Source organism: Rhodoblastus sp., from assembly GCF_019449565.1.
Classification (GTDB): domain Bacteria; phylum Pseudomonadota; class Alphaproteobacteria; order Rhizobiales; family Beijerinckiaceae; genus Rhodoblastus.
This window is the reverse complement of sequence record NZ_JAGRPM010000088.1, coordinates 72480-92176: the sequence shown is the minus strand read 5'-3', so window position 1 is coordinate 92176 and position 19697 is coordinate 72480. Positions and strand designations below refer to the sequence as shown.

Annotated in this window: 12 protein-coding genes and 1 pseudogene; 8 read left to right on the top strand and 5 right to left on the bottom strand. The window is 64.8% G+C overall.

Annotated features, from left to right (window positions below; translation table 11 throughout):
- The first annotated feature begins 99 nt into the window (after nt 1-99).
- The 4 genes from QZ409_RS20880 to purU (QZ409_RS20865) all read left to right on the top strand — a co-directional run bounded on the left by QZ409_RS20880 (nt 100) and on the right by purU (QZ409_RS20865) (nt 6225).
- Nucleotides 100-1329, top strand: a complete 1230-nt coding sequence (locus QZ409_RS20880) for a DNA repair exonuclease (protein ID WP_296715203.1) — start codon at nt 100-102, stop codon at nt 1327-1329.
- Entirely contained in the window at nt 1326-4793 is a 3468-nt protein-coding gene (locus QZ409_RS20875; protein ID WP_296715201.1) for a YhaN family protein, read from the top strand. The genes QZ409_RS20880 and QZ409_RS20875 overlap by 4 nt, the downstream gene beginning before the upstream one ends.
- A 69-nt stretch (nt 4794-4862) precedes the next feature.
- Entirely contained in the window at nt 4863-5198 is a 336-nt protein-coding gene (locus QZ409_RS20870; protein WP_296715198.1) for a hypothetical protein, read from the top strand.
- A gap of 109 nt (nt 5199-5307) precedes the next feature.
- Complete coding sequence (gene purU, locus QZ409_RS20865; RefSeq protein WP_296715196.1) at nt 5308-6225, top strand: formyltetrahydrofolate deformylase; 918 nt, start codon at nt 5308-5310, stop codon at nt 6223-6225.
- A 284-nt stretch (nt 6226-6509) separates the two neighbouring features.
- Here the strand turns inward: purU (QZ409_RS20865) and QZ409_RS20860 are convergent, their stop codons facing one another.
- Complete coding sequence (locus QZ409_RS20860; RefSeq protein ID WP_296715194.1) at nt 6510-7094, bottom strand: TetR family transcriptional regulator; 585 nt, start codon at nt 7092-7094, stop codon at nt 6510-6512.
- 95 nt (nt 7095-7189) lie between these two features.
- Here QZ409_RS20860 and QZ409_RS20855 point away from each other — a divergent pair, with 95 nt between their 5' ends.
- From QZ409_RS20855 to purU (QZ409_RS20845), 3 genes and pseudogenes are all read left to right on the top strand, one after another.
- Nucleotides 7190-7957 (top strand): SDR family NAD(P)-dependent oxidoreductase, encoded by a 768-nt coding sequence (locus QZ409_RS20855; RefSeq protein ID WP_296715192.1) that lies wholly within the window; start codon nt 7190-7192, stop codon nt 7955-7957.
- 6 nt (nt 7958-7963) lie between these two features.
- A complete protein-coding gene (locus QZ409_RS20850; RefSeq protein WP_296715190.1) occupies nt 7964-8965 on the top strand; it encodes an NADP-dependent oxidoreductase in 1002 nt (333 codons plus the stop codon).
- 68 nt (nt 8966-9033) lie between these two features.
- Nucleotides 9034-9201, top strand: a pseudogene (purU, locus tag QZ409_RS20845) (formyltetrahydrofolate deformylase); the annotation flags it as partial.
- Nucleotides 9202-9583: 382 nt separating this feature from the next.
- Here the strand turns inward: purU (QZ409_RS20845) and QZ409_RS20840 are convergent.
- The 3 genes from QZ409_RS20840 to QZ409_RS20830 form a co-directional block, all read right to left on the bottom strand.
- Nucleotides 9584-12478, bottom strand: coding sequence for an Ig-like domain-containing protein (locus tag QZ409_RS20840; RefSeq protein WP_296715188.1), 2895 nt, complete (start codon nt 12476-12478; stop codon nt 9584-9586).
- Between the two features lie 544 nt (nt 12479-13022).
- On the bottom strand, nt 13023-13589 hold the full coding sequence (locus tag QZ409_RS20835) for a hypothetical protein (RefSeq protein WP_296715185.1): 567 nt from the start codon (nt 13587-13589) through the stop codon (nt 13023-13025).
- A 41-nt stretch (nt 13590-13630) separates the two neighbouring features.
- Entirely contained in the window at nt 13631-15565 is a 1935-nt protein-coding gene (locus QZ409_RS20830) for a potassium transporter Kup (RefSeq protein ID WP_296715183.1), read from the bottom strand.
- A gap of 140 nt (nt 15566-15705) precedes the next feature.
- On the opposite strand from QZ409_RS20830, the gene hrpB reads away from it, so the two are divergent.
- Entirely contained in the window at nt 15706-18243 is a 2538-nt protein-coding gene (gene hrpB, locus QZ409_RS20825; RefSeq protein WP_296715181.1) for an ATP-dependent helicase HrpB, read from the top strand.
- A gap of 9 nt (nt 18244-18252) precedes the next feature.
- Here the strand turns inward: hrpB and QZ409_RS20820 are convergent, their stop codons facing one another.
- Entirely contained in the window at nt 18253-19692 is a 1440-nt protein-coding gene (locus tag QZ409_RS20820; RefSeq protein WP_296715179.1) for a hypothetical protein, read from the bottom strand.
- Nucleotides 19693-19697: the final 5 nt, after the last annotated feature.

Below are 19697 nucleotides of genomic sequence, written 5' to 3'. Positions count from 1 at the left end.
AAAGAGCAAGTTTGGCGCCGCAAAACAAGGGGGTCTCTTCTTTCGCCTCCCGGCAGCGCCTAGACTGGAACAAGGCGAATCGCCGCCGCCGGTCTTTTCATGCGCTTCACCTTCCTCCACGCCGCCGATCTTCATCTGGGCAGCCCGTTCAAGGGCCTGAGCCTGCGCGACGAAAATCTGGCCGCGCGCCTCGCGGGCGCCAGCCGCGAGGCCTTTACGGACCTGATCGACCGGGCGCTGGAGGAGCCAATCGCCTTCGCCATTTTCGCCGGCGACATCTTTGACGGCGACTGGCGCGACGCTTCCATCGCCCTGTTCTTCAACCGCCAGATCGCGCGGCTCGCCAAGGCGGGAATTCCGATCTTTCTGCTCAAGGGCAATCATGACGCCGATTCCGTCGTCACCCGAAGCCTCGTCCTACCCGATCTGGCCAGGCAATTTCCGACCCGGCGGCCCGGCAGCTTCGAATTGCCGGATCTGCGCGTCGTCTTGCACGGGCGCGGCTTCGCGGATCGCGTCGAGAGCGAAAACCTCGCCCGAGCCTACCCGGCGCCGAAGCCCGGCTGGTTCAATATCGGCGTGCTGCACAGCTCGCTCGACGGGCGCCCCGGCCACGCCGCCTACGCGCCCTGCACGCTCGACGACCTGCGCGCGAAAAATTACGATTACTGGGCGCTCGGCCATGTCCACGCCCATGAAGTGGCGGCGCAGGACCCCTGGGTGGTCTTTCCCGGCAATCTGCAAGGCCGCAGCATTCGCGAAACCGGTCCCAAGGGCGCGGTTCTGGTCGATGTCGAGGATGGCCGCGCCGCCCCCCCGCGCCGGCTGATCGTCGATCGCGCGCGATTTGCGGAAATTACGCTCGACGCCGCCGCCCATGATGATGCCGCAAGCCTGCTGCGCGCGGTGGAAGCGCAAGCGCGCGTCGAGGTCGCATTGGCGGAGGGCCGGCTGCTCGCTTTGCGCATTCGCATTGGCGGCGCCAGCCCGCTGCATGGCCAACTGGCCGCCGACCCCGCGCGCTGGCGCGACGAGATCGAGGCGGCGGCCCAGCGCGCGCATGAGGATATCGCGCTGGAGCGCTTCATTCTCGAAACTGCGCCGCCGCCCGCCATACCGCGCCTCGACAGCGATTTCGACTTCGCCGCTTTGCTGGACGAATGTTTTGCCGATTCCAGCCTGCGCGAGGCCGCCCTCGCGGCCTTGGCCGCCGTCGAGGCCAAGACTCCGGCTCCGGCGCCGCGCCTGAGCGACGAACTCGACGCGCTATTGCGCGAGGCGCGCGACCTCGCTTTGGCGCGGGCGGAACGCGGCGGCGCCGCGTCATGAGGCTGCTCGACCTCACGCTTGACGTCTTTGGCCCGTTCAACGGCCTGAAGCTGAGTTTCGACCCCGAAGCGCAGGTCCATATCGTCTATGGCGCCAATGAAGCGGGCAAATCCTCGGCGCTTGCCGCGCTCGGCGACCTGTTCTATGGCGCGCCGCGCCGTATCACTTTCCTGCGGCCGAAGGACATGCGCCTCGGAGCAACGCTGCGCGGGCGCAACGGCCAGATCCTGCAATACTTCCGCAGGCGCGGCGACAAGAACACATTGCTCGACGCGTCCGGCGCCGTCCTGCCCGACGACGCTTTGGCGCCTTTTCTCGGCGCCGCCACGCGCGATATCTTCGACCGCGCCTTCGGCCTTGACGCCAAAAATCTGCGCGAAGGCGGCAATGACATGCTGCGCGCGGAGGGCGAAATCGGCGCGAGCCTGTTCGCCGCCGCCTCCGGCCTGCGCGGCTTGCTCGAACTGCGCGCCGGTCTCGACGCGGAAGCCGAGAAAATCTTCGACACGAAAAAGGCCGGCCATCGCGCCTTCTATCAGGCGCTCGATCGCTTTGACGCCGCGCGCAAGCTGGAGCGCGAGGCGCTGGTTTCGGAATCGACGCTCAAGGCTCTGAGCGAGGCCATCGCTTCGGCCAGCGAACAGCTCGCCGAAATCGAGCACGCCGAGAAGGCGGCGCAAGCCGAGGCGCTGCGGCTGGAGCGCCTACGCAAGGCCGCGCCGATCCTGCGCCGCCTCGCGCTGCTGCGCGCCCAATCCGCGCAATATGACGATCTCGCCGCCATTTCCCCCGAGCAGGCGCAAAGGCTGGCGGGCCTGCTCGCGGCGCGTGACAGCGCGACGGAGAAAGCCGAACAGGCGCTCAAAATGCGCGAGGCCGCCCGCCAGGAGCGGGACGCCGCAGCGCCTGACGCCACGCTGCTCGCGGAATCGGGAAAAATCGACGACCTCATTCGCGCCAGCGGCGCTTATGAAAAATCTGCCGCCGACCTGCCCCGCCGCGAAAAGGCGCTGCGCGAGGCGCGGCAAAGTCTCGATCTCAGGGCGCAGACGTGCGGGCTGTCGGGGCTCGAAAATTTGCGCGCAGCCGCGCCCGACGCGGCCATATTGCTGCGCGCCGAAAAGCTTGTCGCGCGGGGGCGGGATCTACTGGCGCGGAAAGACCAGCCCCAACGCGCGCTCACCGAGGAAGCCGGCCGTTTCGCCGCGCTGCGCGCCCAGCCGCAGGACACTCTGCTCGAAGCCGAAGCCTTGCGGGAAAAGCTGCGGGCTTTCGGCGAGGTCGAGAGCCTCGACACCACATTCCGCGATTTTTCGCGCGCCTGCGCCGACGACTCCCGCGCGCTGAATGAAAAATGCGCCCGGCTTTCGCCGGCCCTGAGCGACCTCGACCTGTTCGCGCGCAGCCAGAGCCCCGACGCGGCGGCGATCGCCCGGACGGCGCGCCTCTTCGAGGATTTTTCCGCGCGCGAAGCCAAAACCCGCGCCAAGGCGCAGGAGGCCGAGGCGCAGCGCCTCGCAGCCAGCGCGCGGTTGCGGGCGCTGGAGCTGCAAGGCCCGCTCGCCAGCCTCGCCGAGTTGCGCGCGGCGCGCGCGCGCCGCGACGAGGAATGGCTTGCCTTGCGAGAACTTGTCGGCGGCGATGCGCCGGCGGATCGCGCGCGGTTGAGCGATAAGGCCCGCCTGTTCGAAAGCCTCGCCGCTGAAGCCGACCGCAGCGCCGACGCCCTGCTCGCCAATGCCGCGCAAGCTGCGGCGGCTGAGGCCGAGCGTGAAAAAATCGTTGCGGCGCAGGCGGAAATGGAGCGCGCCGACGCCGCGCTCGCCGCGCTGGCGGAGGAAGGCGCCCGGCTACAGGCTGCATGGTCCGAAAGCTGGCGAGGCTGCGGCGTCAAGCCGGCTGCGCCGCGCGACATGTCGCTCTGGCGCGGCAAGGCGGACCAGCTCATCGAAGACCGCGACGCCTTGCGGCGCAATCAAGCCCGCGCGGAAGAGCTGCGCGGGACGCTGGCGCGCATCCTCCCCGGCTTGCAGGCGCTCGCCGCCGAATGCGGGCTTGCGGCGATGGATCTCGACGCGGGCGCGACGGCGCGACGCATTGCGGCTCGGATCGACGAGATCGCCAAGACACAGGCGACGGCGCGCGAGGCTCGCGCGAGGCTGGCCGACGCGCCCGAGCGCATCGCCAAGCTCAAAGAGCAACTGGCGCTGCTGGACCATGCGGAAGAAGCCTGGCGCGGCGACTGGCGTCCCGCGCTTGCCGCGCTTCGGCTCGATCCCGATGCGGGTTTCGAGGAAGCGCAAGCGCGCATCGCCTTCTGGCGCGCCCTGCCCGGCGAATTGCGCGACGAGCAGGAGCTTGAGACCCGCGTCGACGCGATCCGCAAGGACCTTGCCGGTTTCGAACACAGCCTCGACGCCTTGCTGGCGCTTTGCGCGCGCGACATTCCCTCGCGCCCGGTGGAGGCTGCGGCGGCGCAATTGCGGACCAGGCTGACGCAAGCAAGGGAAAAGGCGGTGCTGCGCGACCGCGCCGAAAAGGCCCTGGCCGCTGGCGACGAGGCGGCGCGGCTGGCCGATGCGGCGCGCGACCAAGCCGAAGCCGAGTTGCAAAGCCTCTGCGCGCATTTCGGCTTCTCCTGCGAGCCTGGACTCCTCGCCGCGCGGCTTGGAGCGCGGGAGGCGGCGGCTCTGGCGATCGGCGCGGAATGCGGCAGTCTGGCTCTCGTCGCGGAGGGGCAGGACGAAGAGACTTTGGCGCGCGAGGCGGAAAATTTCGACGCCGACGCCGCCCTGATCCGCCTCGGCGCAATCGAACGCCAGAGCGACGAGCGCAAAACCCGCGCGCGCGAAGCATTCGCCGAGCAGAGCGCCAAACAAAACGAGCTGGCGCGCCTGCAACAAAGCGCGGGCGCCGAGACGGCCATTTTCCAGCGCGAGAGCGCGCGGGCCGAAATCGCCGAGCAATCCCGCCGCTGGGCGGTGCTCAAGCTCGCGGGCCTGTTGGTCGGCGCGGGGCTGGAGAAACGGCGCGGCCAACGGCAGGACCCGCTGCTCAAGCGCGCGGGCGAGCTTTTCGCCGGCTTGACCGAAGAGCGTTACGCCGGTCTCGGCCAGGATTTTGGCGAGGACGACCGGCTGCATTTGCGCGCCCTGCGCGCCGATGGCGCGGCTCTGGAGCTGACCGCCTTGAGCGAAGGCGCGCGCGACCAGCTTTATCTCGCCCTGCGGCTGGCCTTTCTGGAGGATTACGCGGCGCGCTCCGAGGCTCCGCCCTTCGTCGGCGACGATCTTTTCGCCAGTTTCGACAATTCCCGCGCCGCGGCGGGCTTCAGGGCGCTCGCCGCCGCGAGTGCGACAATTCAACCCATCCTCTTCACGCATCACGACCATATCCTGGGTCTGGCGGAAGAAGTTCTGGGCCCCCGCGCACAAATTTTGCGCCTCGACCCCGACAGAGCCTGATTTTTCACTCTGGCGCCAATCTTGTTTTGGGATAGACTTGTCGATCAACGAACGATCGGGGACTGCGCCATGCGTCAGAATCGCAACAGCAGAATTCAGAGCCGCCTTGTCCGGCTGATGATCTCCAACTGGATGCTCGGCTGGGCGGTCGGCTTCGCCTGCGCGGGGCTGGTGCTGGCTTCGAACATGGCCGGCATCCGCGACCTGATGCTGCGCTCGGATCTCGAGTTGCAGGGGCTGGCGCTGTTGTTTGGAGGCTTCGGCATGTTCTTCGGCGGCGTCGTCTGCGCCACCGCCGTCATGCTGCTGCCGGTGGAAGAACAATCGGATCGCGGCGGCGGCGCCTCCGCTCCGGTGCTGCTTCCGGCCTATGTCATGGCCCGGGCGCGCGCGTCGCGGCGCTGAGCCGCATTTTCGCTCGAAACGACGTCTTGCTTCGCATCGACTTTTGGCGGCCTTGGGGCTAAACAGCGGCAATTCCCGCCAAGTCGGCGGGCCGCTGTGAAAGTTCGCCATGGCCTCCAAGCCTCAGTCCAAGAAGAGCGCCGTTTCGACCGCCTCGCCGCCCCCCGCCAGCGATGTCCATCATCTGCTGCTGACCTGCCAGAACAGGCCTGGCATCGTCGCGCGAGTGGCCGGCCATATTTTCGAGGCCGGGTTCAATATCGGCGATTCCCGCCAGTTCGACGAAGTCGAGACCAATCAGTTCTTCATGCGCATCGAGATCAATCCGGTGCGCCCCGACGCCGATATCGAGGCCTGGCGGGTGAGCTTTGCGAAGCTCGCCGAGGAATTCGGCATGGACTGGACCCTGCGCGCGGCCTCGCATCGCCCGCGCGTGATGATCCTGGTGTCGAAATTCGATCACTGCCTCGCCGACTTGCTCTATCGCTGGCGGATCGACGAACTGGCGATCGACATCGTCGCCATCGTCGCCAATTATCCGCGCGAGGCCTACAAGCATCTCGATTTCGCGAATATTCCCTTTCATTACCTGCCCGTCACCCGCGAAACCAAGATGGAGCAGGAAGCGCAGATCTGGTCGCTGGCGCAGCAAACCGGCGCCGAACTGGTCGTGCTGGCGCGCTATATGCAAATTTTGTCGGACGGGCTCGCCGCCAAGCTTTCGGGACGCTGCATCAACATCCATCATTCCTTCCTGCCCGGCTTCAAGGGCGCCCGCCCCTATCACCAGGCCCATGCGCGCGGCGTGAAGGTCATCGGCGCGACCGCCCATTACGTGACCTCGGATCTCGACGAAGGCCCGATCATCGAGCAGGACGTCGAGCGGATTTCACATCACCACACGCCGGACGACCTCGTGCGCAAGGGCCGCGACATCGAACGCCGCGTGCTGGCGCGCGCCGTGCGCTATCACATCGAAAGCCGCGTGCTGATCAACGGCTCCAAGACGATTGTGTTTACGGAATAAGCTTTCTCTTGATGAGCCAGTCGGCTGCGCGGAATTGCGGCTGTTGATCTGAACCGTTCCTATCCGGCTTTCGCCCACGAAACGATATTCAGTGGTCAAGCTCGGTCGCTTGGCGACCGTCAGCGGCATCTTGGACAACGGCGGCAGTCGGCTCTTTGCGGTCTTCTTGGATGAGGTCGACGACCGTCTCATGTCGACGCGTTGCCGACATTCGGGACGAAGTCGGCATGAAACAGGGCGATGCACGACCCCACCAGACTGGCGCTTGAGCACTGCGGCGTCGTTCAAGCGCGATCCCCCAATCCGCGACACACGAGCTCCCGGGCCGCATCTGCGCCTGCCGCGAGGATCCGATCCGACAACGCCGTCCCATTGACAGCCCGGGCCAGCTGAAGTGTCCCAATAAGCGTCGCATAGATTCCAAGCGTCACGGCCTCCGGATCCCGGGCGTCTGGAGGAAGCGCCGACGCTATCTCGCGCACGGCGTCAAGAAATCGCTCCGAGCAAACACTACGCGTGTCGAGCGGCTGGCGCGCAAGCTCCGGCAAGAGCGCCGCCAGCGTGCAGCCTGTCCCCGGATTGTCCCGATGCTCTGGCGACAGATAGGCGGCGATAGCGGCTTCCATGCCTCCCGCTGCAATGATCTCCCGCAGCAGGTTGGACTGATCGTCCATCGCCGCTGCGAGGCTTTCCCGGACGAGATCCCCTTTCGATTGAAAATGCGGATAGAAGGCGCCGTTCGTCAGCCCGGCGTCGCCCATGATCGCTGCAAGCCCCGACGCAGCGATGCCATCACTGCGAAAACGTTCGGCCGCGACTTCCATGATCCTTTGTCGCGTCGCGTCCTTCCGGCCCTTTTCGTAGCGCACCCCATCCCCCATGGTTTTCCGATTGCATTACGATCATATTATTGATAATTGATCATAATGCAATCTCCAGTCGTGGTCAATTTGCGAGGATTTCCATGAGACTCACCGATCGCACTATCCTCATCACAGGCGGGTCCGCCGGCATCGGCCTGGCATTCGCCCTCAAGTTCCTTGAGCTCGGCAACAAGGTCATCATCACGGGCCGCCGCCAGGCGGCGCTTGACGAGGTGAAAACGCGGTATCCCAACCTCCACACGATTCAGAGCGATATCGCCGATCACGCGCAGATTGCCGCTCTGGCGGCGCGCGTGAAGGCAGAATTCCCAAGGCTCGATGTGCTGATGAACAACGCCGGTGTCGGCATGCCGAAGAACCTCAGGGAGCCGGCGACCAACCTTGCCGGGATGACGGCGGAGATTGATGTCAATGTCGGCGGCGTGATCCGGATGACCTCGGCGCTTATCGACATCCTCACCGCGCACAAGGGCACGGTGATCAATGTGTCGTCTGTCCTCGCCTTTGCCCCTGTGCCGGCGCTGCCGATCTACAGCGCCACCAAGGCGGCGGTCCATTCCTACACCCAGTCGCTGCGGTTCCAGTTGGAGGATTCGGGCGTCGAAGTCATCGAACTGATGCCGCCTGCGGTACGGACCGACATGACTTCGGAGTTTCCAGAGGAAATCAGCATGATCACCACCGACGAGTTGGTGAAGCTTACCTTCGCCGCCCTCAAGGCGGGCAAGGCTGAAATCCGGCCAGGCCAATCGAACCAGGCGGCATTCATGCGTCGGCTCGCTCCCAATTTTATCAACCGTCAACTCTGGAAAGCGTCGAAGGAATTGGTTCCGGCTGGCGAGAGGTAAGAATCCATGAAGGCGGTCTTCGTCGAGCGTTATGGAGGCAACGATCAGTTGCGATTCGGCAACATGCCGGACCCCGAGCTGCGGGACCGCGACGTGTTGGTTCGGGTCCACGCCGCCGGTGTGAACCCTCTCGATTCAAAGATCAGGGACGGAGAGTTCAAGCTCATCTTGCCCTATCGCCTGCCGCTCATTTTGGGCAATGACGTTGCCGGGGTCGTGATAGGGGTCGGACCCGAAGTGCGAGCGTTCAAGCCGGGCGATGAGGTCTATGCGCGGCCTCGCCAAGACCGGATCGGAGCTTTCGCGGAACTCATCGCCATGGATGAGGCTGATGTGGCGATGAAGCCCAAGAACCTCACCATGGAAGAAGCCGCCTCTATTCCCTTGGTGGCGCTGACGGCTTGGCAAGCGCTGGTTGAAAGAGCGCAACTGAAGAAGGGACAGAAGGTCCTCATCCATGCCGGATCTGGCGGTTTGGGAACATTCGCGATTCAGTTGGCGAAGCACGTCGGCGCGACGGTGGCGACGACAACGAGCGCGGCGAATATCGAACTGGTCAAGAGCCTCGGCGCTGACATCGTCATCGATTATAAGAACGACGATTTCGAGAACGTCCTGAGCGGTTACGATGTCGTTTTGAACAGTCTGGGCAAGGACACGCTGGAGAAATCCCTGAGCGTGCTGAAACCAGGCGGGAAACTCGTCTCGGTCTCCGGTCCGCCCGACGCCGAGTTTGCTAAGACCAATGGATCGAGCTGGTTTTTGCAACAGGTCATGCGCTTTTTGAGCTTTGGCATCCGCAAAAAGGCCAGCCGCCATCGCGTCACCTATTCGTTTCTTTTCATGCAGGCGAACGGGCAGCAGCTGAGCAAGATCACGGCGCTCATTGAAGCAGGCGTTATTCGCCCGGTCATCGACCGAATCTTCCCATTCGACGCCGCCAAGGAGGCTTTGGCCTACGTCGAAGCGGGACGTTCGAAAGGCAAGGTCGTCGTCAAGCTGAGATAGAGACGGTCACCCGGCTGACCGTTTGCCGCGCCTTCCGCTTTCCGCCGCACGCGGCCATTCCCGAAGACCCGATCATCGAGCAGAACGTCGAGCGGATTTCACATCGCCACGCGCCGGACGACCTCGTGCGCAAGGGCCGCGACATCGAGCGCCGCGTGTTCGCGCGCGCCCTGCGCTACCACATCGAAAGCCGCGTGCTGATCAACGGCTCCAAGACGATTGTGTTTACGGAATAAGCTTTCTCTTGATGAGCCAGTCGGCTGCGCGGAATTGCGGCTGTTGATCTGAACCGTTCCTATCCGGCTCTCGCCCACGAAACGATATTCAGTGGTCAAGCTCGGTCGCTTGGCGACCGTCAGCGGCATCTTGGACAACGGCGGCAGTCGGCTCTTTGCGGTCTTATGACGTGAAAGTCCTGCCGGCGGCTGTCGCACCCCAAGCGGACGTTCCGATCGGGAAATGAACCAACGCTCGTGACCCCGAGCGGTCATTTGCCAATCTCCGATACATCGGTCAACGCGTTGATACCAGGCCAGGCAATGGGGCGAGGGTGCGATCGAGTGAAGGAACGACCCCTGGCGGTTGCCGCCTCGGGTCTGGTTTTTGTGTCTATGGAAATCACGCGACGAAGTTTGACGCCGACAGGCCCGTCGAGACGCCCGTCAATGTGATTTCCATGAGACTCGTGCTGCTGGTCGACAACGCGCCGCCGGTGTTGTTGACGTATATCTTCGCCGAGCCGCCTGAATACCCCCACCCGAAGGAGTGCGCGGCAATCGCGCCGCCCAGCAGGCCGACATCGGTCAGGCTTGGATCGATCCCCGAGAAATTCACGGTATCGCCGGCTGCGAGGAATCCTGTGATCGTGTCATGGCCGCTTGAGGTGTTAAGCGAGTCGCCTACGGCGCTATAGATGAAGACGTCATTCACGGAGCGACCCAGGACGTTGATGCTGTCGCCACCGCCACCGGCTTGGATTGTGTCGCCGCCATGGCTGGCGGTGATCGTGTCCTTGCCGCCGCCGGTCAGGATCGTATGCCCAGCGGTTCCAGTGGTGACGACGGTAATGGCGCCATTGTCCGCGCCGGCGTTGAGGTTGCCACCGACCGACACAGTCGCCGCGCGGCTCCCGGTCAGCGTCAGGGTCTCGCCAGACGTCATCGCGCTGGCGTTGATGGTGGCGGCGCCCGAGCCCGTGGCGATGCTCAGCGCCGTTGTCGCGCCAGTCGTGACATTCAGGGTTCCGCTCAATGCTGTGGCCGCGATATTGCCGACGAGATTGTTGACGGTTTCGGCCGCCGAGCCGGATAGCGTCAGCGTGCCGGATCGGAGCGCCGTCGCGTCGACGGTGACGCCGCCGCCAGCGGCGCTGTCGGCGATGGCGATCGCGCCCGAGCCGGTTTTGACCGTTTGCGGCGTCGTGCCGGTGGCGGTGATGGTCAGAGCGCCGCTGTCGCCGCTCGCGTCCAGATTGCCGGTCAGGCCAGTGACGGTCACGGGACCGGAGCCGGTCAAGGTCAGCGTCTTGCCGGAGCCGAGCGCCGCGCCGTTGACGGTCAATGTCCCCGGATTGCTGTCTGTAATGCTGGTGTTTCCGTTGCCGACACCGATTGCCGATATTTTGGCGTTGGATGCGTTGGTCCCCAAGGTGACGGCGCTTGCGCCGCTCAGCGTCAGCGTCATCTTTGTGCTGTTGGCCGTCGCGCCCGAAGGCAGAGTGAGACCGCCAAGGCGGACATTGGCGAAGTCCGCGTCGGTCAACGTCGCCGCCGCGCTGAACGCGATTATGTCGGACCCGCCGTTTCCCCATACGCCGCCGTTGAGCAGCGTCGGCTCCGATCCGAAGGTGAATGTGTCGTTGCCCGACGTCCCGATCCAATAATCGCCGGATGGAGCGCCCACATTGCCCGCTGCATCGGTGGAGGTGGCATAAAAATCGTGCGCCGCGCTTCGGCTGTTCTTGGAATTTGACGCAAGACCTAAATAGGACCACGCGCCATTCGCGGCGCTGTTGAGCAAAGTCGCCAGCAGTCCGCTTGGATTGCTCGAACTGATCTGCGTTCTGTCGTAGATTTTGACAGTGCTGGCGGTCTCCGCCACGCCACTCAAATTCCAGTGACCGCTCGAAGCGGTCCCGGCGTAGGTCGGCGCATTGAACATAGGCGCGGCGGGAGACGTGGCATCGACGGTGAGGGTGAAAACGGGGCTTTGCGCCGTGTGGCCCGCCGGGTCGGTCGCCGTCGCCACCGCGGAATAGCTGGCGCCGTCAGTCAGGCCGGCGAGGGTTGCCGACCAATTGCCGTCCGTTGCGACCGTCGCCGTCAAAGCTGCGCCGCCATTGACGCTCACCGTCACGCTGTCACCCGCTTCGGCTTTGCCCGTCAAGATGGTCGAACCGCCGTTGAAATTGGCGCTGTTGATGTAGATCTTGCCGTCCGTTCCAATTGTGACCGCAACGTCGGCAATCGCGCTTTCGGTCGTCAATGTGTCGACGATGAAGCCATCAGCGGCGCTGGGCGCGCTGGTGACGCCGGCGGCGTCGGTCTGGGTCGCTGTGATCGTGTGGCCGCCCTCGCTCAATGGCGATGTCGGCGTGTAGCTCCAGCTTCCGCTGCCCGCCACGACCGTCGAGCCGGCGACGGCTCCATCGATAGAAATCGTCACGGTGTCGCCGGCGATCCCCGTTCCCGCGATGACTGGCGTCGCGGTGGCGTAGGTCCCGCCATTGGCTGGGGTCGTGATCGTCGGAGCCGCTGGCGGCGTCGGAGCGCTGCCCCCTGCGTTTTGGATGGCGAAAACGGCCTGAAGAGATGGATCGTTGCTCAGCGCCGTATCGCTCTCCTGGACGCCCCAGCTATAGGCGTAGTCGAAAGACGGATTGGGAACGACTGAAGCCCATGTCGCCAGAATCTGCTGTTCTTGCTCGGCGGTCGGCAAGATATAGGTCGAATAGGACCCGCCGCCGAAGGCTTGATAGATGGGCACAATGTCGGCCAGTGGAATGCCGGCCGTTTCGGCCGCCGCCACGGCGGCGGGAATGATTGTGTAATCGAGACTGTTCGGGACGTTCGTGTTCACCGGATAGGGGTCGAGGCCGAATAGATCGATGTCCGTATTTGCAGGGGTGTAATAAAACGTCGGACTGGTGTCGCCGCTCAGGTTCTGCTCGGTCATGTAGGTGACGGCGCCGGGCGCGTTCGCCTTGATATAATCGGCCTCGGCCTTCAGGTTGGCGGCAATAGTCGCGCTTCCATCCGGTTCGTCCGCGAGATAAAACCCATAAAGGTTGGGATTGCCGATACAGGCGGTGACGGCTGCGATGAACGCTGGCGTCACGCCGTCGGTCATGCCGAGCCAGACGAGTCCCTTGACCCCCGCCGGCAGCGCCTTGAGTTCATCCGCGGAGCCGACGTCGGCAAGGTTGAAACCGTCGGCGCCGGGCGCATAAACGCCGTTCACAAAATTCCCGTTCGCGGCATAGTGCAGGGTGGTGACAGGACCAGGAGAACCCATTTTGTCTCCTAAAATCGATAGGCGTATCGAAGTTGGAGCTCTGCAAAGGTGAAGCTGAATAATTTTGGCTGGGAACGCTACTGTTAAGTTATTATACGACTAATTTTTGAAATGGCATATCGCCATAAATGATGATCAAGCTAATCATGGCAACGCTCCGTTCGCGCTGACTTGCGTAAGCTTAACATTTGAATAAAATAACGCTTATTTGCGAGTGGCGTTTTAGCTAACAGTCTGCTAGCGGCGATTGGTTGCCTGCTTTCGAATAGTATTCAGTTACATAAGACTTCCAATTTCCGTGAAGGCTACGCCAGCGCCGCGCGCATCGATAGTGCGGCGCTGGCTTTCGTTGTGATGGGGGCGGTCGGGGACAGAGCCGGTGAAATCCGACGCCATGCCCCCATGTTCGTGTGCTCTGGACAATAATGCGTGGTCGACTGTGTCTAATGAGCGACGCCGCGTGCTGGCGCGCGCCCTGCGCTACCACATCGAAAGCCGCGTGCTGATCAACGGCTCCAAGACGATTGTATTCACGGAGTAAGCCTCAGGCGGGATTTTCCCTGAAGGCGTCCAGGATCTGGATCGCCCTCTCGCGCGCGCCTTCGAGCGGCGCGAATACGGACATGTCTTCCATCGTGGCGATCTCGCGCCCCAGCTCGCGCACGATGTGGTATTGCGGCCGCGATTTAAAATCGTGAAAGCCGATGAGCGCCGTCGCCGGGCAGTGAAGAATCGCCTGCGCGAAACAGGCGACCCTGAAACGGCCGTCGACCATGATGAAATCGGCGTCCCGGCTCTTCGGGAGCGTTTGGAAGACATCGGAATGATAGCCGGCCCATCGCGGCCGGGCCGCCGGGTCAACCGGATAGCCCCAATCACCAATTTTTCCGATATCGGCGAAGACCAGTTCGGGCGCCGTCGGGGCCGTCGCGCATGCCGCCGCCACATGCTGGAGCCATTCTTCCGAGGAATCGACGGCGACGATCCACTCCTTGGCGTCGGCGCTGGCGAGGACCGTCGAACCGCCGCAGCCGAATTCGAGATAGCGCGCGCTTTTCGCCTGGAAGGATCGGAACAGGATCAGTTCCGGGTTACTCATGCGCGGAAGCATGGAAAGACCTCTTTGCCCGGCGGCGCGTTCAGGTCAAGGCGTCAGATCGTGACTTGCGCGCCCAGTTCGACCACGCGATCGGACGGGATGGAGAAAAAATCCGTGGCGTTGGTCGATTGTTTCGACAGGCCGACGTAAAGCTTGTCTTGCCATGGCGGCATGCCCGAGGCCGGCGACGTCTTGAGCGTCCTTTTGCCGAGGAAGAAGGACGTGGTCATGATGTCGAATTTGACGCCGCATTTGCGCATCAGCGCCATGGCGGCGGGCACGCGCGGGCTTTCCATATAGCCGAAGTAAAGCGTCACGCGCATGAAGTCATGCGAGAGCTTCTCGATCTCGAAGCGGTTCGCTTCCGAGACGCGCGGGGTCGGCTTGGTGATGACATTCATGATCACCACCCGCTCGTGCAGCACCTTGTTGTGCTTGAGATTATGCATGAGCGCCGAGGGCGCGACATTGGGATCGCCCGTCAGGAAGACCGCCGTGCCGGGCACGCGCGTCGTCTTGGATTTCTCCATCATGCGGATGAGATCCGTGGTGGGGATCGAGTCGCGATGGGTCTTTTTCGCCAGCAGCTCCGTGCCGCGCACCCAGGTCCACATCACGATCATGGACAGGCAGCCCAGGCTCAGCGGCACCCAGCCGCCTTCCAGCACCTTGACCAGATTGGCTGCCAGGAAGGCGCCGTCGATGGCGAGGAAGAAGCCAATGAAAGGAATGGCGAAGTAGAGCGGCCAGCGCCAGAGCTTCCAAACCACGAAAAAGGCGAGACTCGTCGTCACCACCATGGTTCCGGTGACGGCGATGCCATAGGCATTGGCCAGATTCTCGGAACTACGGAACAGGAAAACCAGCAGCAACACGCCGATCAGCAAGGTGCGGTTGACGCGCGGGACGAAGATCTGGCCTTCCGTCGTCGCGGATTTATGCTGGATTTCGAGACGCGGCAGCAGGCCGAGCTGGATCGCCTGACGCGACAAAGAGAAGGCGCCCGTGATGACGGCCTGGCTGGCGATGACCGTGGCGACCGTGGCGAGCACAACGAAGGGGATGAGCGCCCAGGCTGGCGCCATCAAATAGAAAGGGTCCTTGACCGATTCCGGCGAATTCAGAACCAGCGCGCCCTGCCCGAGATAATTGCAGACCAGCGATGGAAGGACGAAGCAGAGCCAGGCGATCTGGATCGGCTTGCGGCCGAAATGGCCCATGTCGGCATAGAGCGCCTCGGCGCCGGTGACGGCCAGGAAGACGAGGCCGAGCGTGACGAAGCCCGCCGCGCCGTGGCCAAACAGGAAGGAGAGGCCGTTGACGGGATTGAAGGCGTGAAGGATGCGCGGCGCGTCGGCGATATGATAAAGCCCCAGCGCGCCGATCAGGCCGAAGAACACAACCATGATCGGGCCGAAATAGGTCGCGACCTTGGCCGTGCCGCTGCTCTGGACAACAAAGAGGGTGACCAGAATCACCACGGCGATCGGAAGGACATAGGGCTGGAACGCGGTCGAAGCCGTATTGAGGCCCTCGACAGCCGAAAGCACGGAAATGGCCGGGGTGATGATGGCGTCGCCCGAAAACAGCGCCGCGCCGGCCACGCCGAGAAGGAAGATCAGCTTGGAGCGCCGGCCGAGCGCATTTTGCGCCAGCGCCATCAGCGACAGCGTGCCGCCTTCGCCCTTATTGTCCGCACGCATCAGGAAGAAGACATATTTAAGCGTAACGACGAAGACGAGCGCCCAGATTAGCAGCGAGACGATCCCGATGACCTCGGATTCGACCACGCCGTCGGCCTTCATATGGTCGAGCGCGGCTTTCAGCGCATAAAGCGGGCTGGTTCCGATATCGCCATAGACCACGCCCATCGATCCGAGCAGCATGGTCCAGAAGCCTTCCGGATGCTCCGGGGCGTCCGCCGGCTGCTGAACGGATTCGGGGGCGGGCGTGACGGCGGCAGGCGTGGGGACAGCGTCTTGCGACATGAATACTTCCTGGCGGCGGCCGAACCGAGGCGTGACCAAGGCAGAGCTATAAACCTTTCCGCCTTGGGGGAGAAGGGGGCAGGACTTCGCCTTTCGGCACGGGCGATTGCCCCGCGCGGCGAATGCTGGCAAGAGGCGGCATGCGTAGCGCATCGCCCCCGCATTCCGCCCCGGCCTTGCCGATCGAAGAGGTTCTGCCCCTTCTCGGCGCGACGCTGGTCGAGTCCCCATGCGTCGTGCTGGTCGCGCCGCCGGGCGCCGGCAAGACCACGCGCGTTCCGCTGGCGCTGCTCGAGTCCGCCGCCTACGCCCCCTGGCGCGGCGATGGCAAGATTGTGGTTCTGGAGCCGCGCCGCCTCGCCGCCCGCGCCGCCGCCGAGCGCATGGCAAGCCTGCTCGGCGAGCCTCTGGGCGAGACGATCGGCCTAAAAGTCCGCCTGCAGTCGCTGAGCGGGCCGAAGACGCGGATCGAAGTGGTCACCGAAGGCGTCTTCGCCCGCATGATCCTCGACGATCCCTCGCTGGAGGGCGTCGCGGCGGTGCTGTTCGACGAATTTCACGAGCGCTCGCTCGACGCCGACCTCGGCCTCGCCTTGGCGCTCGACGCGCAGGCGGCGCTGCGGCCCGATCTGCGCCTGCTGGTCATGTCGGCGACGCTCGACGGCGCCCGCGTCTCCAGCCTGATGCGGGACGCGCCGGTCATCGAATCGCAGGGCCGCGCCTTTCCGGTCGAGACGGTCTATCTCGGCCGCGACGCGCGCGAGCGCATCGAGGACACCGCCGCCCGCGCGGTGCGGCGCGCTTTGGCGGAACAGCAGGGCTCGCTACTGGTCTTCCTGCCCGGACAGGGCGAGATTTTGCGGCTCGCCGCCCTGCTTGATGAGAAAACGCGCGATCCCGCCATCGACATCTGCCCGCTTTACGGCGCAATGGAGCGCGCGGCGCAGGACCGCGCCATCCGACCGGCGGCGGAAGGGCGGCGCAAAATCGTGCTGGCGACCTCCATCGCCGAAACCTCCATCACCATCGACGGCGTGCGCGTGGTGATCGATTGCGGCCTTGTCCGCGCGCCGCGCTTCGAGCCGGACCTTGGCCTGACCCGACTGGAAACCCTGCGCGTCTCGCGCGCCGCCGCCGACCAGCGGCGGGGCCGCGCGGGCCGCACGGCGCCGGGCGTGTGCTACCGGCTGTGGGAGGAGGCCGGGACCGGAGCCCTGCCCGCCTTCGCGCAAGCAGAAATCCTCGCCGCCGATCTCTCCGGCCTGCTGCTGGATCTCGCCGCCTGGGGCGCGCGTGACCCGGGCGAGCTGAATTGGCTCGATCCGCCGCCCGCGCCCGCCTGCGCCGAGGCCCGCGCCTTGTTGCAGGAGCTGGGCGCGCTGGACGCCGAAGGGGCCATCACGCCGCGCGGAAAAGCCATGCGGCGCCTGCCCTTGCCGCCCCGTCTCGCCCGCATGGCCTTGCAGGCGGAAGCCTTCGGCGTTGGCGAAGAAGCCTGCGAACTCGCCGTAGTGCTGACCGAGCGGGGGCTGGGCGGCGATTCTCCCGATCTCGGCGACAGGCTGGACCGTTTCATTCGCGACAATTCGCCGAGGAGCAAGGACGGCCGCCGCCTCGCCCACGGCTGGAAACATTCGCTGCGCTCGGCGGCGCGGGAGCTTGGCGAAACAGCCGAGAAACGTGCGCTATCGGCCGGCGCGCTGGTCGCCCTGGCTTTTCCGGACCGCATCGCCCGCCCACGCGGCAAGTTGGGCGATTTCCTGATGGCCAATGGCCGCGCCGCGAGCCTGGAGCCGCATATCGCGCTGGGGCGCGCAAGGCTGCTCGCGGTCGCCGAGGTGGCGGGCCGTGCCGGCGCGGGCCGCATCGTCGCCGCCGCCGAGCTGGACGAGACCGAATTCGAAAATCTGTTCGCCTCCGAGATCGCCCTGCGCGACGAGACGCGCTTCGACCCGGCCAGCGGCGCCTTGCGGCGGCGCGAGGCGCGGCGCTTCGGCGCGCTGGTGCTTGCCGAAAAGAACCTCCCCGTCGAGGCCACGCCGGACAATGCGCAAATATTGGCGCGCGGTGCGGCGGCTCATGGGCTTGACCGGCTTGGCTGGAGCAAGGCCCAGCGGCAGACGCGCGACAGGGTTGGTTTTTTGCGCGAGACTTTCGCCCGCAACGCCCGCGAGGGCGAGAACAACCCCTGGCCCGACCTCAGCGAGGCGGCGCTGGCGCAAGCGCCGGAGGAATGGCTCGCGCCTTACCTTCTCGGCCTCCAGAAACTCGACGACATCGGGCCGCAGCAATTCGACGCCGCCCTCGCCGCGCTGATCCCCTGGGATCTCGCCCGCCGGCTGGAGGACGAGGCGCCGACCCATTTCCACACCCCCGCCGGCTCATCCATCGCGCTGGACTATGGCGCGGCCGAAGGTCCCGTTCTGGCGGTGCGGGTGCAGGAGCTTTACGGTCTCTCGACACATCCAAGCCTCGCCGGGGGCCGCGCGCCGCTGACGCTGCACCTGCTCTCCCCCGCCCATCGCCCGATCCAGATCACGCGCGACCTGCCCGGCTTCTGGAAAGGGTCCTGGGCGGCGGTGAAGGCCGAAATGAAGGGCCGCTATCCGCGCCACCTCTGGCCTGACGACCCTGCCGCCGCTATCGCCACCGCCCGCGCCAAACCGCGCGGGACGTGAGAGACGCTGTCAGCGCCGTTTGAGGATGGCGCTCAGGCGCCAGCCGCCCTTGCCTTGCTCCGCGATATCGTCAACCCGCCAGCCGCCGCTTTCACGCGTCAGGGTATAGAGCAGGACGATCGGCCTGCCCTTGGCGTCGCCACGATGAAATTCCACGCGGACACTCGCCACTTGGGCGCCTTCGGCTTCCGTCGCGATCCTGAGGCCGCGCACGTCGGGGTCCTGGCTGCCGGTGACGGGGTCGAAATCGAGATCGGGCGCGTCGCCGGCTGGCGTGCGCGCATCCATCTCCTTGAGTTCGCGCTGAAGCCGTTCCGACAGATAATGGGCGCGGCTGCGCGGATCCGCGATCACCGAGATCGAATGGGAATAATCGCCGCCGACGCCCGCCGCGGTTCGATAGATCGCCGCGACGACGGCCGAGGGCGTCGCTTGCGGGCCAAGGCTTTCATAAAGGCCGAGGTCCTGAAACGCGCCGCGACGTTTCTCGACGACGAAGCTCGCCACGGGCTGGCCGCCCTTGTAGAGCGCCGCGAGGGTGAAGGCGTCCCAATTCGCCATATTCCTTGGGCCGTCATGCGCCGGCCCAAGCCGCAGGAAATCCGCGCGCGGGTCGTCCTTCAGCGCAAACCATGTTTCGGCGCCATCGAACCGGAAAGGCTGGGGAACCAGCGCGCTTTCCTTGGCTCCGAACAGCGGCAATTCATCCCGCTCATCCTTCAAATCCGGGGCCTTGGCCGGCGTCAACTCGGGCGCCTCGACACTGCCGAAGCTTCGCAACCGCTCCGCCCAGGAGGCGGCTTTCTCGGCATAATCCTGGCAAAGACCCGGCTCCTGGCAAAAGCGCTCGGCCGTCTCGAACAGGATCTGGTAATGCGCGGCGATGACGCAGGCTTCGCTGAGCGAATCCTTGGCGAAGGGGAATATCGTCAGCTCGTCGGATTCGAGAAAATCGTCATTCGTCTGGGCGTAAAACGCCTGGGCCACAATGGAACCCAGCGCAACGCCGCCCGAGGCGCAGAGCGAAAACGGCTCCGCTTCGGGAATTTTCACCTGGGTCCACGCCCCCGACCGGCGCGAGAAAAGGAAGGGATTGTGGCACAGGGCCGTGCCCGCGACCGCGTCGAGCATGACCAGTCCCTTGTCACCTCCTGCCCGATAGACATAGGACAAGGCGTTGTCGAAAGCGGCGCGATCCGCCTTGGTCAGGGGAAAAGCCGCAAGCTCCGCGACATCGATCCTGGCGCCGAAATCCAGGCCCGCCGCCGGATGCTGCAAGACCGCGTTGCGGATCGAAATGCGCTGCGCCGGATAGCGCGCCTCTTTCCGAGGCGAATAAGCGCGCAGCGATCCATCGATCTCGCCGGCCGCCACGCCGCAGAGCGGCGCCGCCGCCTGGGCCGCTTGCGGCGCCACGAGCGCGATCAGGACGGCGGCGATACGAAACATGGCTC